Source organism: bacterium, assembly GCA_026414725.1.
GTDB lineage: Bacteria > Ratteibacteria > UBA8468 > B48-G9 > JAFGKM01 > JAAYXZ01.
In genome coordinates, this window is record JAOAIL010000001.1 from 38,458 (window position 1) to 54,903 (window position 16,446).

The following is a 16,446-nucleotide window of genomic DNA, read 5'->3' on the forward strand; positions in this document are numbered from 1 at the left end:
TTTGTAAAATTTAACCGATGAATGAAAATATAATTACAGTTCTGGATATAGGAACAAGTAAGATATTTGGACTTTCAGCCCTGATAAAAAACACAGGAATTGAGATTATCGCTACCGATATTCAACTCTTATCTGAAGAAGTGATAAAGAAAGGTAGAGTTGTTGATATTGAAGAGACAACGAATACTATTTTTTCTGTTCTTAAAAACCTTCAGGCAAAGATAGGAGAAAATATTGACTGGGTTACTATAAGTATAGGAGGAGGACATCTTAAAGGTGAAAACCACAGAAGAAGTATCCCTATTGAACCATCAGGAAGAGAAATAAGCGATAATGATATTCAAATATTACGAAGAGAACTGAATAGTACCATCTTTGCAGAAAGAGGTTCCGGCAAAAAAATACTTTATACTGTGCCGAGAGAATACAGGGTAGATAATCTGAACATAACAAAAAAAGAACCAGTAGGAATGCACGGTAATGTACTTGAAATGTCTGTTCACAGTATAACGGTAGATGCCAATCCACTTCAGGACATTAAAAACTGTATAAAAAACGCAGGTGCGCAGGTTGATACAATTTATCCACATTCATGGGCAGCCGCAGAGGCAGTACTTACAGAAGAAGAGAAAAAAACAGGATGCTTGCTTATAGATATAGGGAAAGGGACAACAGATATATGTTTTTTCATAGATGGCACGATTGCAGTCACTGAATCAATAAAAATTGGGGATGGACTTATAGATAGTGACCTTTCACGACTTTTACATACCTCTTTAACCTATGCAGAAGAACTTAAAAAAAATTATGGATATGCATATCCTTTATTAAAAGAAGATAATAATAGTGTATTTTCACAAACAGTAGAAATTATAAGCACATCTGGTAAACTATCAAAAGATGTAACTGTGGGGCAGATATCAAACATCACATATGACAGATTAAATGAACTATTTTCTAATTATATAAAACCTATTATTATGCATACAGGGGAAGCAAGTATTATAGGGTCAAACATAGTCATTACAGGTGGTGGTGCTAAAATTAAGGATATAACAGTGCTATCAGAAAAGGTATTTGGACTACCATCAAGAATAGGAAAACCCAAAAATCTTCCAGGGCTTGAAATAACCTATCATCAGCCAGAATTCAGTGTAGGGATAGGACTTGTTATGTTAGCATCACAGCAGGCAAGAAAACATAAAGTTAAGGACCCTTTACAGAAAGTAAAAGAGTTTCTCGGGAAAATTTTTTAGAAAATGGCGAAATTGTCCAAAGGACGGGCACAGATGATTAAATTTATAGAGGAAAATGATAATGCTGGAACAATAAATGTGAAAGTGGTTGGAGTTGGAAATGCTGGTAGTAATATCGTCTCAAGGATATACGGGAAAATAGATGGAGTGAAGTTTGTTGTGTTTAACACAGATATAAATGCTTTAAAACATGCAAAGGCAGATTATAAAATACAGATAGGTGAAAAAACCACCAATGGCAGAGGAACAGGCACTGACCCTGAAAAGGGAAAATTTGCAGCAAATGAAGACAAAGAAAAGATAACAGAGGCACTGAAAAATACTAATATTGTGTTTCTTGTTGCAGGATTAGGAGGTGGAACAGGGACAGGTAGTTCTCCTGCAATAGCAAAATTTGCAAAGGATACGGGTGCCATAGTTATATCAATAGTTACAACACCATTTGATTTTGAAGGAGAAAAGAGAATTAACTTTGCAACAAACGGTATACAAATACTTGAAGCCAATGTTGATACTCTTATTCATATACCCAACCAGAAACTATATGAAATTGTTGAGGACAACATATCTATGGCAGATGCTTTTGGTAAAATTGATGATAGAATAACAAACATAATTACAGCGATTTCTGACCTTATATATAAACCCAAACTTCTTGATATTGACTTTGCAGATATATGCACAGTGGTAGAGAATGCAGGAAGAGGAATAGTAGGATTAGGTTATGGCAGAGGTGAGGGCAGAATAGAAAAAGCAGCGAGAGATACAATTAACGACCCCCTGATAGAAAAAGGTGATATAATGGAAGCAAAAAATATCCTGATAAGCATCACAGGAAGCGACCTTTCGTTGAAAGAATTTGGTGAAGCAATGAATATAATACAGAATAGAATATCTTCCCCTTCAAGGAAATTAGGAGTAACATTAGACCCTGATATGGAAAGTGAAGTGAAAATTACACTACTTGCTACAGGTATCGGTAGTAAACAAAGAGAGCCAATTAAAAAAACTGCCGAAGTAAAACCAACTAAGGAATCAGGAGAACTGCCGCTAACGAAAAAAGATGATGATGACGATATTGATATTCCTCCTTCAATAAGAAACCCGAAAGGTAAAATATGAAAATTGGTATATGTAATGAGATGTTTAAGAACTGGGAACTGGAAAATATCTTTTCTTTTGTGAAAGGGACCGGATATGAAGGAATTGAAATAGCACCCTTTACACTTGCCGATTCAGTGGATATGATACCGGAACAAAAAAGAAAGGAAATAAGAGAACTTTCCCACAGGTATAATATAGACATTATAGGAACACACTGGCTTTTAGTAAAGCCAGAAGGACTTTCTGTATCAACAGGTGACAGGACTTTAAGGGATAAGACCGCAGATTATCTATGTAAACTTGTCCATTTTACAGCAGATATAGGTGGTTCCCTTATGGTATTTGGCTCACCAAAACAGAGGAGTATTGGAGAAGGGCAGACAAAACAAGAGGTAAAAGAAAATGTAAAAGAGGTTCTGATAGAGGTACTTAAAGAATGTGAAAAAAGAAAGATTTTTTTATGTCTTGAACCACTGGCAAGGACAGAAACAAATTTTATCAATACTGCAGAAGAAGCAATAGAAATTATAGAAGAAATATCCCATCCATACCTTAAACTTCATTTAGATGTAAAAGCAATGAGTGATGAAGAAAAAACAATTCCTGATATAATACAGTCAAGTAAAAAATATCTTAAACACTTCCATGCCAATGATAAAAATTTAGGTGGACCTGGCTCAGGAGATATTGACTTTACACCCATCATAAACACATTAAAACAAATAGGATATGATGGATGGTTATCTATTGAGGTATTTGACTTCTCCCCGGGACCTGAAAACATAGCAAGAAAAGGTATTGAATATCTAAAGAAATTTTTATAACCCCTATAATAAGGGAAAGGAGAAAAAATGTTAAAGAAACGGCTTTTTACACCAGGCCCTACATCTGTTCCCGAAGAAGTATTATTGGAAATGGCATCTCCTATTATGCATCATAGAACCGACGAATTTATAAAAATTGCCGGAGAGGTATTTGAAGGGTTGAAGTATGTATTCCAGACAAAAAACGATGTATTCATTATTGCCTCTTCAGGAACAGGAGCAATGGAAGCAAGTGTGGTAAACTTTCTTTCTGAAGGTGATAAAGTAATAGTAATCTCTGGTGGTAAGTTTGGAGAAAGGTTTAAGGAAATATCTACTGCCTATAAACTGGATGTAATACCTGTAGAACTTGAATGGGGGAAGAAATTAAATTCCGATGTAGTCAAAAATCTATTAGAGAAGAATAGAGATGTAAAAGCGGTCTTCAGTACACTATGTGAAACATCTACAGCAACACACTTTGATATAGAAGCGCTGGGAGAGATTGTATCAAAATATGATGATACAATACTTGTTGTTGATACAATAAGTTCACTCGGAGCAATGCCATGCCTTACAGATGAGTGGAAGATAGATGTTGTAGTTACTGGCTCACAGAAGGCATTTATGTTACCACCAGGGCTTGCTTTTATCTCTGTAAGTGAAAAAGCGTGGAAAAAAACAGAAACATCAAATCTCCCAAAATATTATTTCAACCTTAAAAAATATAAGAAGACACTTGCTAAAAATGATTTCCCCTTTACCATCCCTGTATCTCTGGTAGTGGGCTTAAGAAAGTCCTTACAGATGATTAAAAACATCGGGATTGAAAAGATATGGGAAGAACACCGTCTCCGTGCTGAAGCAACGAGACAGGCACTTATATCAGCAGGGTTAAAACTTCTATCTGAAAATCCTTCAGATGCAGTAACAGCAGTCCTTCTCCCTGAAGGTGTGGATGGTGATAAACTGGTAAAAATTTTAAGGACAAAGTATGGTATGTCTATTGCAGGTGGACAGGACCATCTTAAAGGCAAAATCATAAGAATCTCACATCTGGGATGGCAGGATGAGTTTGATGTCCTTACCGCAATAAGTGCTGTTGGTGTGGGTTTAAAAGAGATGGGTGTGGATATTGATATAGAAAAAGGATTATCTATTGCCCGTAAGATTCTTTTTGGTTCTGCTCGGTAAAGGATTATCTGGTTTGTTCCAGTAGAATTTCCTGAAAGAGCCGAGCAACGGTAGATTTTCTCCTTTTCGCTCTTATCATTGCAATAAATTTTTCTGCACGGCGGATACTAAAATCCTTAGAGATTTCTATCTCTGGAAGGGTATAAAAGAGACGGGATTTTGCAGGAGAAAAATACAGAAAATCAATAAGTGCCTTTTCCTGTGTTGCAATATAAAATCCTTCCTTTGATTTTTTATATCCACAGAAAAACGACGGCTGGATATGATGGATTGAAACATTACCTAATGGGGTTCTGAACAAGCGAGTTCTTGAAAGGGAAACAATATACAATATATTCGGTACCTGAGAGATAATTCCGTAATAATAAAGCGCACTTTGTAAAGAAATATAATAAGGCAGAGGACTGGTTAAATATTCTGCTAAATTCCATAGTGTTACTTTATCTTGTATAACCCATAATCCTCTCTTCACATTCACTACATATCCTGAATCTCTTAATCTCTCCATAATCTTGCTTGCATTTGCTTTTCTCACATTAAGACATTGAGAAACATCATCTGTTTTCAAAACAGGTTGGTTTAATTGCAAAATTTTTATATATGCATCTACAAGTTTCATTGTTTATCACTACCTTCTATCACTTCAATTATCTTTAAACGGATTGTATCCCAGACATCCTCCGAATCATATACATTTCTATCATCCGGAGAAAGATAAGAAATAACCTGACTTTTAAAAATATCATAATTGATTGAGAAAATATTGTTTTTTGTCTTTGATATTGTTATTTTATCCAGATTTTTAAGTATTTTGGAAGTATCTACGCCCATTATTATTAAAAGATATGTATCAAAAATATCTCTCGCCTGTGGAATTTTTCTTGATGAGATCGCAACTATCTTCTGTAAAAAAGATGCCTCCGCAGTATAATGGCGAACCAGCACAGGAGCTATTTCATATTTTTTAAGGATTATTGGGTCCACTGCTTCAAATCTGCTTTCTGTTTTTCCCACATCTCTTCTTGAAAACTCTATTTTTGTTGGTATATATGTCTTCGTTTGTCCGTAACCAAGAGATAATTTCCATCTCTGTGTTGTTTCTGTCTGCTTGGACTCTGTTATATTTCCAATAGTCAATCCTTTTACAGAAAGTGCCTCTTTAAATGTAGAAGACCTCAATATCCTGTTTACATCTTCCCTGAATTTTTGAACAGATATATCCTGTAGGTCAAAGTCAATATCTTCTGAATATCTCGGACTTTTGAAGAAAAACCTCAGATTACAACCACCTTTAAGAACATAATGCTTACGGTCTATCTTCTGCGACAAAAAAAGAAGAAAAACCAACTGAAAACATTCCACTCTTTCTTCTATATTAAGAACCTTCACTTTTCTCCTCTGTTCTTCTATCTCTCTATTTATATATTACCTGAAATTGACATATATGTCAACTTCTTGTATTATATTATGTGGATTTTTATTGAAAATAGCGATGTAATGCGATAAAATCATCATTACCCGTTATCCTTCACTAATATTAGGGAGAATAAATATTTCCCATCTCAAATAGAGATTATATAAATATCTATTTCTTCTTTGGGGGAAGATGGATACTTTTGGATTTCAGGTCATAGACCGCTTCCATAATTCCTTCTGCGAAGGTAGGATGGCAGTATAGAATTTTTTCAAGGTCTTTTATCTTCAGTCCATTAGAAATTGCGAGGGTGGCAAAAGAGACAAGTTCTGTAGCACCTTTACCTATTATATGAATACCCACTATTTTTTCTGTTGATTTTTCAGCGATTACTTTGAAAAATCCATCTGTCTTTTTATCCGCATAGGCACGGCCTAAGGCAGAATAAGGGAATTTACCCACCATTACATCTATCCCCTCCTCCCCTGCCTTCTCTTCTGTGAGTCCACAGACACCAATTTCTGGGTCTGTGAATATAACCTCAGGAATAACACTATAGTCAATGGTCACATCTTTACCACAGATATTTTCTGCAGCAACCTCTCCTTCTTTTGTTGCAACATAGGCAAGCTGATATTTACCGTTTACATCACCTGCTGCATAAACACCATCTATATTTGTTCTCAATCTTTCATCTGTCTTAATCCCTTTCCTGTCTAATTCAATCCCATTAAGTTCCGGTACATTAGCCACTACTCCAACTGATACAAAAATCTTCTCTGCTTCAATGGTTTCACAACTTGTAAGTTTCTTATTAATGTTTACCTCTATACCTCTTTTTTCAAACTGTTTTTTCAGAAGTTCTGTTATCTCTCTGTCTTTCCCTGGAAGAAGTGTATCCATCATCTCATAAATTTTTACTTTAACCCCAAACTTGTTTAATATTGAAGCAAACTCACATCCGATGAAACCACCACCTATGATGGCGAGTGATTCTGGGAGTTTCTGGAACTGCCATATATGGTCTGAAACAATAACCCTCGCATCCCCTTTGAAACAATCAGGGACAAAAGAAGAAGCACCTGTAGAAATTACAATATTATCTGCTGTATATACCTTACCATTAACTTCAACTGCTTTCTGTTCAACAAATTTTGCCTTTCCTTTTATTACTTCCACTCCATAACTTTTAAGAAGCATACTTATACCAGTTCTCAGTTTCAATATCACATCATTCAGAACTTCATTTAATACCTTACTCCAATCATAACTTACATTCTTTTCAATAGATTTATATTTTGGGGAAGAAATCTCTTCAGAAGCAGTATATAATGCCTTTGTTGGAATACACCCTCTGTTAAGACATACACCACCGAGAGCGAATTCTTCAATAAGCACAACCTTTTTGCCATAACTGGCACATTTTATTGCAGATGGATAACCCGCAGGGCCTCCCCCTATAACTATTACATCATACTTTTCCATTTTTATTCCTCTTTATTATAAAATCCGCTGCTTCTTTCAAGTTATTAAAGATATAGTCGGGTTTTGTCTCCCAGTTTTCAACTTCTTCTTTCGTTTTCGTTTTTCCTGTAAGAACCAGAACTGTCTTCGCACCGATATTTTTACCTGCAATCACATCAATATCACTATCCCCTATAAAATATGTCCTCTGGAAATCAATGTTCCCTATCTCTTCCTTTGCCTTCATAAACATTCCTGTCTTTGGTTTTCTACAATCGCAATCTTCTTCTGATGTATGCACACAGTAATAAACCCCTGCAAGTTCTACTCCTTCTTTCTTTAATATGTTTTTCATTCTTTCTGTTATATCCTGAAGGTCCTCTATCTTAAACAGCCCTTTGTTTATTCCTGACTGATTGGAGATAATAACAAGACGGTATCCATTGCTATACAATAGTTTAAGCCCTTCAATAGCACCATCTATAAAAGCGAACTCACCCCAGTTTTTTATATAGTCATTCGGGGTGAAAATAGAAATAACACCATCCCTATCAAGGAATACCGTTTTCATAATATAGATTTTTCAGAAGAATGGCAGTGTCTCTTTTAAACCCAGCATTAAATTCATATTCTGAACTGCCTGACCACTTGCACCCTTTACAAGGTTATCAATAGCAGCAACCACAACAAGAATTTTCTTGTCCACAAGTTTAATTCCTATATCACAGTAATTGGTATTAACAACATTCTTAACCTCTGGAGAGACACCATACTTCATTATCCTAACAAATGGTTCATCCTCGTATGTCTTCTCATATACTTCCTGTAATTTCTCCTCTGCTATCTCGCTTTTAAGATTTATATAGCAGGTAGAAAGAATACCCTGATTGTAAGGGACGAGATGAGGAACAAATGTAATGGAGTATTTACCATTTCCTGCTTTATTTACCATCTCTTCCATTTCAGGTTGATGTCTGTGTTCTCCTATTTTATATGCTTTTATACTCTCATTACACTCCACAAAAAGTGTCCCAATAGTAGGAGTTCTACCTGCGCCTGTAACCCCACTTTTTGAATCAACAAAAACCTTTTCTTCTATCATATGGTTTTTAACAAGTGGGAATAGGGCTAAAATTACAGATGTGGGATAACATCCCGGATTGGCTACAAAATCACTGTTTTTTATCTTTTCTCTGTTTATTTCAGGTAGTCCATAAACAAACCTGCTGTTTAATTCCGGGCAGGTATGTTTTAAATAGAATTTCTCATAGATTCTAATGTCATCAAACCTGAAGTCAGCACTGAGGTCTATAATCTTTTTCTTCATTTCGGCAATTTGAGGGACAAGTTTCATTGAAACGGAATGAGGGAGGGCAAGAAATACAACATCACACTTCTCTATCTTTTTCCAGTCAGGGGTATTTTCGCATTTAAGATTGATACGTCCTTTCAGACGAGGAATAATATCTGTTATTTCTGGTGTCCCTTCTTCGGGAGCAACAAAACCAGCAGTTATCTCTATTTTGGGATGAGAAATAAGAAGTTCCACAAGTTTCTGCCCTGCGTATCCAGAGATTCCGAATATCGCTATCCTTATCATTTCTTATCTCTTTGTCCACTGGAACTTCTTTCTCGCACCTTTCTGCCCGTATTTCTTCCTTTCTTTCATCCGTGGGTCTCTGGTAAGTAATCCATACTCCCTCAATGTAGAAACTAAGGAAGGATTATATTTCGCAATTGCTCTCGCAATCCCCAGTTTTAAAGCATCCACATGACCGGTGAGACCACCACCTGAAACCTTCGCATAGACATCAAAAAGGCCTGCTGTCTCTGTTACATTGAGTGGCTTTATAACCTCATCAACCTGATATGGAAGTGGAAAGTACTCTTTGATTTCCTTTCCATTTATAAAAATCTGTCCCTTCCCTTCTTTAATCTTTACCACGGCGGTGGCGGTTTTTCTTCTCCCTATTCCAATAATCATATTTGCTTGTTCTGCCATATCTTTTCCTCCACATTTAAAATTTTCAGGACTTAAAGATTGCAGGTCTAAAAATTCCTAATCTTGCAATCATAAATAGTAAGTTAGATTTTATGAAATTTCAGCGAGGTTGTCAAATATACCCTTAACATTTTTATAGATGTTCCCATAAAGAGTATAAAATTTATTATATAACTCAGTATTTCGTACATCCGGTATAAACACTTTTTCATCTTCTTTTACCAGTTTTTTGCAGGCGGTCTTTACATCGCTATACATACCCACTCCTACACCTGCAAGGACTGCTGCACCAAAAGAAGGTCCTTCTTCAACCTTCAATCTTACAGTATCTCCATCAAAAACATCTGCCATCATTTTACACCACAAATCACTCTTAGCCCCTCCACCTGTAATACGAAATCTTTTTCCTTCAGGCACACCTATTTCTTTCATAATCCTTATACTATCTTTCAATCCAAAAGACACCCCTTCCATTACAGCCCTTACAAAGTGTTCTTTTCTGTGTTTAAGAGATATACCAAAAAAGATACCTCTCGCATTAGGGTCAGGATAGGGACATCTTTCACCGGTTAGATAAGGTAAAAACAGAAGTCCTTCACTCCCTACTGGTACCTGCCCTGCCATATCCGTCATAATGTTATATGATGTCTCTTTACCAAAAAGAGTATCTCTTAACCATCTGAATGAACCACCAGCAGAAAGCATAACCCCCATTATATGCCACTTTCCAGGAACCGCATGACAAAAGGTATGTAGCCGTCCTTCAGGGTCAACAAAAATATCTTCAAGATGTGCAAAAACAACCCCGCTTGTACCTAAAGAAACCGATACAAATCCTTCTTCAACAATTCCACTTCCTATTCCACCTGCTGCCTGGTCCCCAGCACCTGCTACAACAGGTGTACCTTCCTGAATACCTGTTAGCCCTGAAACTTCCTTTGTTATATATCCGGTTAATTCAGGTGATTCAAAACATTCAGGCAGTAAAGAAGAAGATATATCAAGTGCCTCAAGTATCTCTTCTGACCATTTCCTTCTCTTTACATCAAAAAGAGAGGTTCCTGAAGCATCTGCTACATCCGTTGCAAAAACACCTGTAAGACAGAACCTTATATAGTCCTTTGGGAGGAGAACCTTTGAGATATTTTTATAAACCTCTGGGTGGTTATTTCTTAACCAGACAATTTTGGGTGCCTGGAAACCAGTTAAAACAGGGTTACAGGTAATTTCAAAAACCTTTTTCTTCCCCACTTTTTCTGTTATCTCTTCACATTCCTTTGCTGTTCTCTGGTCACACCATAATATCGCAGGATGGATAACCGCGCCTTTGTTATTAAGAAATACACTTCCATGCATCTGTCCTGTAAGTCCTATCCCTCTTATCTCCGTCCCTTTAACTCCTGTCTCTTCAATAAGTCTCCTTATTCCCTTTACTGTCGCTTCCCACCAATCAGAAGGATTTTGTTCTGCCCAGCCGGGCTTTGGAGTAAAAAGGGGATATTCCTCAGTAACACTACCTTGGATACGACCTCCTTCATCAATAAGGAGTATCTTAACACCTGTGGTACCAACATCAATACCTAAAAGATATTCCATTCTATTTGTTTAAGTCCGGCGGATATATAAAATTAAGATACCTTTCTGCAACCTTTGCTTCTTCTGTATAGCCAGAATGGATATAGATACGGTGATAGAGTTTTAATTCATTCATATATGGCAGTATATATGTTCCTGTATTACTCCTATCACCTGTAAAATCAGAGAGACCAAAGAAGTTTGCAGTATAAAGCCCATAATTTCTTATATGCCACCATGTAGGATATCTAAAATTAGCGGGATAATCAAATACAGCAATTCCACATTTTATTCCCTCAACTTCACCACAGTAATCACACCATTCTGCTCTTTTGCCCCAGCACTCTGCCTCTCCTTTTGCCCCATAGGAATTTACCATAAACCCTTTTCTATCTCCCTGCATTTCAGGATTCACCCTTATACTTAATAAACCTGACTCTTTAGTATCTTTGAAAACAACCTCTTTTTCACTTGCCCGCAGGATAACCCTGTGGTCTATTATTCTGCTTTCCACAGGAAGGTTGTAAATAACTATTATCCGCTCTTCCTCAATAATCTTTTCATTTTTATCACTTACCCAGTTGCTTAACGTATGTATCTTTCCAAAAACAGGACCTGATGTTATTTCAATAAACTTCTGATGGACTGTTCTTCCATGTCCGGGCATCTCAGACCAGTTATCTGTTCCGTTGATATCTCCATGTGCCACCCATATACCCCGGTGGTGTGGATGGTCTATCTTTTCAGGATTTCCCTCTTTTGCAGGTGTCCTCAAAATAACTTTTCCACCAGGACCTATAACAGGAAAAAGATATGGTCTTACAACCTTTTCAGAGTAGTTATAGGATGTAAAATATTCCTCATTTATAAACACATTTACCATGCCTTCATCTTTATTGTCTGAAAGTTTTACATATAAAGGAACACTTCCTGCCTTCTTAACAGAAAGTTTCAACTCTTCTCCTGATTTTATAACATGAGGTATAAAAGTAAGATATATCTTCTCATCCTTTCTTTCTGTTTGTCCGTATATCTCTACTTTGTCTGAAGATAAAATAAAAACCCCTTCCTCTCCATCCCAGTTAACAGAAACAGGAGACCCTGTAAAATCTCTACTTCCTTTATTTACCAGCACTATTTCTTTCATCTTTTCCCTCCGTTTTACTCCATCCAATGATGGATTTTTCAATTACCTCTTTTATATTTTTTACCATTATTATTTCAAGGTCTTCTTTCACCTTTACCGGTATTTCTTTCAGGTCTTTTTCATTTTCTTCAGGGATTATAACCTTTTTAATACCCGAACGATGAGCAGCAAGGATTTTTGATTTCAACCCGCCTATCTTTAATACCTTTCCCTGTAATGTTATCTCTCCTGTCATCGCTATTCCGGCATCTACTGGTTTACCTGTAAGACAGGATATAAGTGCTGTGGCTATTGTAATACCAGCAGAAGGACCATCCTTTGGTATCGCACCCTCAGGAACATGGATATGTATATCTATATCTTTATAAAAGTCAGGAGCAAGTCCAAAATCATTTATATGTGCCCGGACATAACTTAAAGCTGCCTGTGCTGACTCTTTCATAATATCCCCTAACTGTCCTGTAAGTATAAGATTCCCTTTCCCTTTCATTGTAAGTACTTCTGTGAAAAGTATCTCTCCACCATACTCAGTCCATGCCATACCTGTAGCAACTCCAACCTTTGGTTCTTTCTCTCCTGAAGGTGTAGGAAATTTTTCTGGACCAAGATAATTTTCAATATTTCTTGCGGTAATACGATAAAATTCTTCTTTCCCTGTTTCAACAATTTTTTTCGTCACCTTTCTGCATATATTTGCAATCTCTCTTTCTAAATTTCTTACACCCGCTTCCCTCGTGTAATTTCTTATAATTTTAAACAATGCATCTTCTGAGAATTTTATATTTTTCTCCGTAAGGCCATGTTCTTTCATCTGTTTAGGGATAAGATGTCTCTGAGCAATCTCTTTCTTCTCCCAGATGGTATAACCCGGCAGGGAAATGATTTCCATTCTGTCGAGCAAGGCAGGTGGTATTGTATATTCTGTATTAGCGGTTGTTATAAACAGTACCTGTGAGAGGTCAAACTCCACTTCAAGATAATGGTCAGAAAAAGAGTGGTTCTGTTCAGGGTCAAGAACTTCAAGTAATGCACTTGCAGGGTCACCCCGAAAGTCCTTTCCGAGTTTATCAATTTCATCTAATAAAAATACAGGATTTTTCACCCCTGCCTTTCTTATTGACTGAATAATCCTTCCTGGCAGTGAACCAATATATGTCTTCCTGTGCCCTCTGATTTCTGCTTCATCCCGCATACCACCTAAAGAAACCCTTACAAATTTTCTCCCCATTGCTCTCGCAATAGACCTTCCGAGTGATGTTTTCCCTACCCCAGGAGGTCCCACAAAACAAAGAATTGGGGATTTCATACCTTCTGACCTTTTTCTAACTGCAAGATACTCAAGGATTCTTTCTTTTACTTTTTCAAGTCCATAATGATCTTCGTCTAAAATTTTTCCAGCATGTGTAATATCAAGGTTATCTTCTGTTTTGATATCCCATGGAAGGTTTATCAACCACTCAAGATATGTTCTTATAACAGTGGCTTCAGGAGAAAGAGGCATCGTTTTTGAAAGACGGGAGAGTTCTTCCATTGCTTTTGCTTCTGCTGGCTGAGACATCTTTGCATTCTTTATCTTTTCTCTTAATTGTGATATTTCATCACTCTCACCTTCCTTGCCTAATTCTTTCTGTATCTCTTTTAACTGTTCACTTAAAAAATACTGACGCTGTGTATCCTCTATCTTTTTTATTACCTGATTCTGTATCTTCTTCTGAATTTCAAGAAGTCCTATCTCCTGATTGAGTATATCTATAAGTAATCGCAATCTTTCCCCTATCTCAACCTTCTCCATCAGAGCGCCTTTATCTTTGAGTTTAAGGGGGAGATAACCAGCAATGGCATCACATAACCGTGAAGGGTTTTCAATAGTGGATATTGTAACGTATAGTTCTCTCGGAACAGAAGTGTTGAGATTCAGATATTTATCAAGCATTTCAAGGGCAAGTCGTGATAATGCCTCGTTTTCTTTATTCACCCCTGTTTCTTTTACAACAATATTCTCTATTTTTGCAACAAATATCTTCTTATCTTTAAAAAAATCTTTTATAATTACTCTTTCAAGAACCTCTACCAGGATTTTCATTAAACCATTCTGTTCTCTTACACTCTGGATAATTTTTGTCTTCACTCCTACAGAATAGATATCTTTGAATTCCGGGTCTTCTATCTGAGGGTCTTTCTGAAAAACAACAAGAAGTTCTTCTTCACTTGCCAGTGCCTCTTCTACAGTATTTATTGAACGTACTCTACCAACCAGAAGAGGTACCACCATATTAGGAAATATAATAAGGTCTCTTAAAGGTAAAGCAGGTAGTACTTTCCTGCCTGATTTTTCATTTTTTTTCAGTATAACCATTTTTCATCAATAAAGAGATTTTTGCTGACAGGATGATTTTATCTCCAAGACCATATTTCACACTTTCTTCTGCATTCATAAAATAGTCCCTGTCGGTATCCTTTTCAATTTTTTTTACAGAATTCCCTGTATGTAAAGCAAGGATATCTGTAACAATTTTCTTCAGTCGTAGCATCTCTTTCGTCTGAATACTTACATCCTTTGCAGTTCCTTCCACACCACCCCATGGCTGATGGATTAAAACCCTGCTATGTGGAAGTAGATATCTTTTCCCTTTTGTCCCGCCAGCAAGAAGTAATGCACCCATACTTGCTGCCTGACCTATACAGTAGGTGGCTACATCGCAGGAAACAAACTGCATTGTATCATATATAGCAAGACCTGCCGTTATAGACCCCCCTGCAGTATTGAGGTAAAGATGTATATCCTTCTTCGGGTCTTCATTTTGAAGAAACAGGAACTCTGCAATTACAACATTAGCTAAACTATCTGTTATAGGAGCACCTATAAATATAATTCTATCTTTTAAAAGACGAGAATATATATCATATGCCCGTTCTCCTCGTTCTGTGGATTCTATAACATAAGGTATCAATTGTCCTTTCATTTTATTATCTCCAGTTTTTTCTCTTCACCGGGGAGGATGACCCTTTCTATAAATTTTGCATTATCCCTCATAAACCTGAATGCTTTCTGAATTCTTATTTCATCTTTCAATGCTTCCATCCTGTTTGCCTTTTCAAGTTTCTGTCTTATCTGTTCAGGTGGTTCTCCCGACGACCTGCTTATCTCATCTATCCTTTCTTTAATATCCTGCTCTTCTGCCTTTATATTTTCAATCTCCGCTATTTTATCAAGCACTAAATATCTTTTTACAGAAGATATTGCTTCAGGTTTTACCTTTTCAAAAATATCTTTTGCAATCTTTTCTATTTCTTCTTTACTCTTCCCTTCTGTATTCATCCTGCTAATCTCTTCTTCTGTATATCGTATTGCTTCCTCTGTAACCAGTTTATCAGGTACAGGGAAATCCGTTTCCTTAAATATCTCATCCCATAATTGTCTGTTTTCCTTCACTAATGCTTCCACTTTTTTATACGCCTCTAACTGTTGTCTTATCTTCTCCTTCCATAATCTCCTCTTCTCAGGGTCAATAATTGAAGAAGCAATAGAAGGGTTTTTTTCCCATTCAGCAAGAACCCCTTCAACCTCTTTCTCTGTAACCTCCTCAGACACTACTTTTTTTACAGGTATACCTTTGTATTTTTTCAAATGTATATCTGGTTTAATCTCTATATAAACCTTAAACTTCAATCCTTCTTCATCAATAGACACATCAAAAACATCCGGTTCTGCAACAGGATTTAAATTTTTTTCTTTAATTGTTTCAATATAAACATCCGGAATTATTCTGTTAATAAGATTTTCATTTATAACTTTCCCAAATTTTTTTTCTATAATTTCCTCAGGAACCTTGCCTTTTCTAAACCCTTCTACTTCTGCATTTTTTCTTATCTCTTCAACAATATCGTATCGCACCTTATCCACTTCTTCTTTATCAACTACAAAAGATATTTCTCTGCCGAGTGCTGACTTTTCTATTATCTCTACCTTAACTTTTTCCATTATTTTTTTCCTTTCAATATGTCTTAAAAGCGGGGTACGGGAATCGAACCCGTATAACCAGCTTGGAAGGCTGATGTTTTACCATTAAACTAACCCCGCAAAAGAAAAATACTTTCTTATTTCCTTCTCTGCTCAGAGAAAAGGAATTAGAAAAATACTAATTAAATGGGCAGGGGAGGATTCGAACCTCCGAAGGCATAAGCCGCCAGATTTACAGTCTGGTGCGATTGGCCGCTCCGCAACCTGCCCAATTTATAAAACGTTAAATTTCAAAATCTACCTTTATCTAATTTATATAACTCCCGCTCCGCCGCAACGATTATACTCTCTGAGACCCTTTTAACAGGTGGGCACCTCCTCTGACGGCTTTGACTTTTCGCTCTTAGGCGAACCTGTCAGCCCCATCAGAACTTGGTTCCCTTGTCTCAAGTGTTGGCTCAAGAGTAATTTATCATCACGCACGGAGCAGGTTAATTTTAATTTTACCTCTTTTTCCAAAAAAAGT

The 16,446-nt window shown here is 36.6% G+C and carries 15 protein-coding genes, 2 tRNA genes and 1 other RNA gene; 4 read left to right on the forward strand and 14 right to left on the reverse strand.

Annotated features, from left to right (window positions below; all coding sequences use genetic code 11):
- The first annotated feature begins 17 nt into the window (after positions 1-17).
- From ftsA to N3D17_00215, 4 genes are read left to right on the forward strand one after another with little or no spacing between them, the layout of a single operon-like run.
- Complete coding sequence (gene ftsA, locus N3D17_00200; GenBank protein ID MCX8081818.1) at positions 18-1,256, forward strand: cell division protein FtsA; 1,239 nt, start codon at positions 18-20, stop codon at positions 1,254-1,256.
- A 3-nt stretch (positions 1,257-1,259) separates the two neighbouring features.
- A complete protein-coding gene (gene ftsZ / locus N3D17_00205; protein ID MCX8081819.1) occupies positions 1,260-2,378 on the forward strand; it encodes a cell division protein FtsZ in 1,119 nt (372 codons plus the stop codon).
- Complete coding sequence (locus tag N3D17_00210) at positions 2,375-3,184, forward strand: sugar phosphate isomerase/epimerase (protein ID MCX8081820.1); 810 nt, start codon at positions 2,375-2,377, stop codon at positions 3,182-3,184. Before ftsZ ends, N3D17_00210 begins: the two co-directional genes overlap by 4 nt.
- Before the next feature lie 27 nt (positions 3,185-3,211).
- Positions 3,212-4,357, forward strand: a complete 1,146-nt coding sequence (locus N3D17_00215; GenBank protein MCX8081821.1) for an alanine--glyoxylate aminotransferase family protein — start codon at positions 3,212-3,214, stop codon at positions 4,355-4,357.
- Positions 4,358-4,361: 4 nt separating this feature from the next.
- On the opposite strand, the gene N3D17_00220 is transcribed toward N3D17_00215, so the two are convergent.
- From N3D17_00220 to ssrS, 14 genes are all read right to left on the reverse strand, one after another.
- Positions 4,362-4,976 (reverse strand): hypothetical protein, encoded by a 615-nt coding sequence (locus N3D17_00220; GenBank protein ID MCX8081822.1) that lies wholly within the window; start codon positions 4,974-4,976, stop codon positions 4,362-4,364.
- On the reverse strand, positions 4,973-5,746 hold the full coding sequence (locus N3D17_00225) for a nucleotidyl transferase AbiEii/AbiGii toxin family protein (protein ID MCX8081823.1): 774 nt from the start codon (positions 5,744-5,746) through the stop codon (positions 4,973-4,975). Before N3D17_00225 ends, N3D17_00220 begins: the two co-directional genes overlap by 4 nt.
- A gap of 196 nt (positions 5,747-5,942) precedes the next feature.
- Positions 5,943-7,256 (reverse strand): dihydrolipoyl dehydrogenase, encoded by a 1,314-nt coding sequence (lpdA, locus tag N3D17_00230; protein MCX8081824.1) that lies wholly within the window; start codon positions 7,254-7,256, stop codon positions 5,943-5,945.
- Positions 7,243-7,806, reverse strand: coding sequence for a D-glycero-beta-D-manno-heptose 1,7-bisphosphate 7-phosphatase (gmhB, locus tag N3D17_00235; GenBank protein ID MCX8081825.1), 564 nt, complete (start codon positions 7,804-7,806; stop codon positions 7,243-7,245). The genes lpdA and gmhB overlap by 14 nt, the downstream gene beginning before the upstream one ends.
- A 12-nt stretch (positions 7,807-7,818) precedes the next feature.
- On the reverse strand, positions 7,819-8,835 hold the full coding sequence (gene argC, locus N3D17_00240; protein ID MCX8081826.1) for an N-acetyl-gamma-glutamyl-phosphate reductase: 1,017 nt from the start codon (positions 8,833-8,835) through the stop codon (positions 7,819-7,821).
- Positions 8,836-8,838: 3 nt separating this feature from the next.
- Positions 8,839-9,237 (reverse strand): 30S ribosomal protein S9, encoded by a 399-nt coding sequence (rpsI, locus tag N3D17_00245; GenBank protein ID MCX8081827.1) that lies wholly within the window; start codon positions 9,235-9,237, stop codon positions 8,839-8,841.
- Between the two features lie 90 nt (positions 9,238-9,327).
- Positions 9,328-10,833, reverse strand: coding sequence for a xylulokinase (gene xylB, locus N3D17_00250; GenBank protein ID MCX8081828.1), 1,506 nt, complete (start codon positions 10,831-10,833; stop codon positions 9,328-9,330).
- 1 nt (position 10,834) lies between these two features.
- Complete coding sequence (locus N3D17_00255; GenBank protein MCX8081829.1) at positions 10,835-11,959, reverse strand: PmoA family protein; 1,125 nt, start codon at positions 11,957-11,959, stop codon at positions 10,835-10,837.
- On the reverse strand, positions 11,934-14,315 hold the full coding sequence (gene lon, locus N3D17_00260; GenBank protein ID MCX8081830.1) for an endopeptidase La: 2,382 nt from the start codon (positions 14,313-14,315) through the stop codon (positions 11,934-11,936). The genes N3D17_00255 and lon overlap by 26 nt, the downstream gene beginning before the upstream one ends.
- Complete coding sequence (locus tag N3D17_00265; GenBank protein MCX8081831.1) at positions 14,293-14,922, reverse strand: ATP-dependent Clp protease proteolytic subunit; 630 nt, start codon at positions 14,920-14,922, stop codon at positions 14,293-14,295. The genes lon and N3D17_00265 overlap by 23 nt, the downstream gene beginning before the upstream one ends.
- Positions 14,919-15,941, reverse strand: a complete 1,023-nt coding sequence (locus tag N3D17_00270) for a trigger factor (protein ID MCX8081832.1) — start codon at positions 15,939-15,941, stop codon at positions 14,919-14,921. The genes N3D17_00265 and N3D17_00270 overlap by 4 nt, the downstream gene beginning before the upstream one ends.
- Positions 15,942-15,969: 28 nt before the next feature.
- Positions 15,970-16,040 (reverse strand) — tRNA-Gly (locus N3D17_00275).
- A 67-nt stretch (positions 16,041-16,107) separates the two neighbouring features.
- Positions 16,108-16,190: transfer RNA gene (locus tag N3D17_00280), tRNA-Tyr, on the reverse strand.
- Between the two features lie 46 nt (positions 16,191-16,236).
- Positions 16,237-16,416: non-coding RNA, 6S RNA (gene ssrS / locus N3D17_00285), on the reverse strand.
- Between the last annotated feature and the right edge of the window lie 30 nt (positions 16,417-16,446).